Genomic DNA, 2,890 nt, shown 5'->3' with positions numbered 1-2,890 from the left:
CCGTCGCACTGCGGGCAGCGAAATCCCTTCGGCCAGCGCCACCGATACAACGCCCGGTAACACTTGGCTTCGGTTCCGTAGCGATCCACGCACTCGGTCAGCGACAATCCCGGCTGAAACTGCACGATGTTGATCCCCATCTCCCACCTCCGTTGCCTTCAGCTGGAGCCATTGTCCAATCGCAGCGTCGCAGATCCTGCAACTACGGCTGAGCGATGGAGCTAATCAGGATACGGTTTGGCTGGCTAGGGTGCGCGGCGAGTCGCGGCGCATCTCAGGGGATCTGAAACCCCGCTTCCCGTAACAACCGCGCCAGCGCGATCAGCGGCAGGCCCACCAAGGCGGTGTGATCTTGCGAGCGGATCGCGTCGAACAGGCTGATGCCAAGGCCCTCGCATTTGAAGCTGCCGGCGCAATCCAGGGCCGGTTCGGCGTCCAGGTAACGTTCCATCTCGGCGGCCGTCAGCGCGCGGAGCTGAACCTCGGTCAGGTCCAGCGCGTGCAGCTGGCGCTCTGGGCCAACCAGGCTGACAGCGGTATGGAAGCGCACGGTTCGGCCAGACATGGCGGTCAGCTGCATCCGGGCCCGCTCGCGCGTGCCGGGTTTGCCCAGCGCCTGGCCGTCCAGGTCGGCGACCTGATCCGAGCCGATCACCCAGGCAGCAGGGAAGCGGGCTGCCACCGCGGCGGCTTTTTCGGCGGCCAGGCGGCTGGCCAGTGCGCTCGGGGATTCGCCCGGTTGCGCCTGCTCATCGACCTCCGGCCCGACAGTGTCGAAGTCGAGCTGCAGGCGGCCGAGCAGCTCGCGCCGATAGACAGACGTGGAAGCGAGTATCAGGCGTGGCATCATGGCGCGCTGTGAGGAGGAAGCAGGGGAGTCTGCGGTCCTGCGGACCATGCGGCAATCGCATGAATGGAGTCATTTGACAGGGCTGCCGCGGGTCTTTAACATTCTGCGGCTTATGTCCGCGAACGTGCCCGAAATGCTGGATGCTTGGCGGATGGTCGCAGCGCGCAGGCGCTTCGATGGCCGCATCCCGCTATCTGCGATGACCCGTCTGCAGGGAAGCCTTGTCGATACCGACGGCGAATGTGTCTATTCGCTTCAATTCGATCAAGACCCTCTGCTCAAGGTCGCCTATGTCGAACTCAGTATCGATGTGGAGCTTCCGCTGGCCTGCCAGCGCAGCCTGCAACGCTTTCTGTATCCGGTGCAAATCAGACAGCGTCTTGGTTTGATCCGCGACGAGGCCGACGAAGCTGCATTGCCGGCCGAGTACGAAGCGTTGCTGGTGCCGGAAGATGGCATGCTGCGGGCCGTCGACATGATCGAGGACGAACTGGTGCTGTCAGTGCCGGTGGTGCCGGTGGCGCCGGGTAGCGAAGCGATCGACGCCGAGTGGGTTCCGACCCAGGAAGAGCAAGACAAGGCCAGTCCGTTCGCGGCGCTGGCAGCGTTGAAGAAACAGTAACCGCCGCTGTTAAGGGCGGTAAGACAGGTCGACGCGGGCGTAGAGCGTGCTATTCGACTCAACAGAACAAGTTATCGAACTAAAGTTGGAGCAATCCCATGGCTGTGCAGAAATCCCGTGTCACCCCGTCCCGTCGCGGCCAGCGTCGTTCGCACGATGCCCTGACCGCCAAGCAGCTGTCGACTGACCCGACCAGCGGCGAGATCCATCTGCGCCACCACATCACCGCTGACGGTTACTACCGCGGCAAGAAGGTGATCGCGACCAAGTCGTCGGCCGTCCAAGAAGATTGATCCGTGGCGCCCGCCGCGTTCGACGCGGCCGGGTGACTCTCGCTTCTTCAAGAGCCGTCGGTCACCGTGGCTCTTGCAACAGGGAACAGTATGAGCAAGCGGATCTATTCCAGAATCGCGGGCACGGGTAGTTATTTGCCCAAAAAGGTGTTGACCAACGACGACATGTCGAAGATCGTCGACACCAGCGATGAATGGATCTTCTCGCGCACTGGCATCCGTGAACGTCACATCGTTGCCGACGACCAGACCACCAGCGATCTGGCGTATTTCGCCTCGCTGAAGGCGATGGAAGCGGCCGGTGTGACCGCCGAGGAGATCGATCTGATCGTCATCGGCACCACCACCCCGGACCTGATCTTTCCGTCGACTGCCTGCTTGTTGCAGGCCCGGCTGGGCAATGTCGGTTGCGGTGCGATGGACGTCAACGCTGCCTGCTCGGGTTTTGTCTACGCGCTCAGCGTGGCCGACAAGTTTGTGCGCAGTGGCGACGCCAAGACCGTGCTGGTGGTTGGCGCAGAAACCCTGACCCGCATCGTCGACTGGACCGACCGCACCACCTGTGTGCTGTTTGGCGATGGCGCCGGCGCGGTGATCCTCAAGGCCGACGAAGAAACCGGCATCCTCAGCACCCATTTGCGTGCCGATGGCAGCAAGAAAGAGCTGCTGTGGGATCCGGTGGGGGTCTCGGTGGGATTCGGCGAAGGCAAGAACGGCGGCGGCGCGTTGCTGATGAAGGGCAACGACGTCTTCAAGTATGCGGTCAAGGCGTTGGACTCGGTGGTCGATGAGACCCTGGCGGCCAACGGCTACGACAAGCACGACCTGGATTGGCTGATTCCGCATCAGGCCAACCTGCGCATCATCGAAGCCACTGCCAAGCGGCTGGAGTTGCCGATGGAGCAGGTGGTCGTCACCGTGGATCGCCATGGCAATACGTCGTCTGCGTCGGTGCCGCTGGCGCTGGATGAAGCAGTGCGCTCCGGTCGCGTGCAGCGCGGCCAGTTGCTGTTGCTGGAAGCCTTCGGCGGCGGGTTTGCCTGGGGCTCGGCGCTGCTGCGCTACTGACGTTTTGCTTCCTGTACGAGTGGGTGCACACGTCCATTCAAGCGGTTCGTGCATGGC

At 62.9% G+C, this 2,890-nt stretch carries 5 protein-coding genes; 3 read left to right on the top strand and 2 right to left on the bottom strand.

Going from position 1 to position 2,890, the window contains the following annotated elements; translation table 11 throughout:
• Together XAXN_RS21945 and XAXN_RS16920 are read right to left on the bottom strand one after the other, a co-directional pair.
• Nucleotides 1-140, bottom strand: a 140-nt coding sequence (locus tag XAXN_RS21945; RefSeq protein WP_134984910.1) for a transposase, incomplete at its 3' end; no start/stop codon positions are given.
• 134 nt (nt 141-274) lie between these two features.
• Nucleotides 275-850 (bottom strand): Maf family protein, encoded by a 576-nt coding sequence (locus tag XAXN_RS16920; protein WP_054320414.1) that lies wholly within the window; start codon nt 848-850, stop codon nt 275-277.
• 112 nt (nt 851-962) lie between these two features.
• Between XAXN_RS16920 and XAXN_RS16915 the strand changes: the two genes are divergently transcribed.
• The 3 genes from XAXN_RS16915 (at nt 963) to XAXN_RS16905 (ending at nt 2,833) form a co-directional block, all read left to right on the top strand.
• Complete coding sequence (locus tag XAXN_RS16915; protein ID WP_007969004.1) at nt 963-1,472, top strand: YceD family protein; 510 nt, start codon at nt 963-965, stop codon at nt 1,470-1,472.
• 98 nt (nt 1,473-1,570) lie between these two features.
• Nucleotides 1,571-1,765, top strand: coding sequence for a 50S ribosomal protein L32 (rpmF, locus tag XAXN_RS16910; RefSeq protein WP_003483870.1), 195 nt, complete (start codon nt 1,571-1,573; stop codon nt 1,763-1,765).
• Between the two features lie 90 nt (nt 1,766-1,855).
• Nucleotides 1,856-2,833, top strand: a complete 978-nt coding sequence (locus XAXN_RS16905) for a beta-ketoacyl-ACP synthase III (protein ID WP_054320413.1) — start codon at nt 1,856-1,858, stop codon at nt 2,831-2,833.
• The last annotated feature ends 57 nt before the right edge of the window (nt 2,834-2,890 follow it).

This window comes from Xanthomonas axonopodis (assembly GCF_001304695.1).
GTDB classification, from domain to species: domain Bacteria; phylum Pseudomonadota; class Gammaproteobacteria; order Xanthomonadales; family Xanthomonadaceae; genus Xanthomonas; species Xanthomonas axonopodis.
This window is presented reverse-complemented; position numbering and strand designations above follow the sequence as displayed.

Coding starts and splice junctions, on each gene's coding strand:
- XAXN_RS16920 (WP_054320414.1), bottom strand. CDS start 850: ATGATGCCACGCCTGATACTCGCTTCCACGTCTGTCTATCGGCGCGAG.
- XAXN_RS16915 (WP_007969004.1), top strand. CDS start 963: ATGTCCGCGAACGTGCCCGAAATGCTGGATGCTTGGCGGATGGTCGCA.
- XAXN_RS16905 (WP_054320413.1), top strand. CDS start 1,856: ATGAGCAAGCGGATCTATTCCAGAATCGCGGGCACGGGTAGTTATTTG.
- rpmF (WP_003483870.1), top strand. CDS start 1,571: ATGGCTGTGCAGAAATCCCGTGTCACCCCGTCCCGTCGCGGCCAGCGT.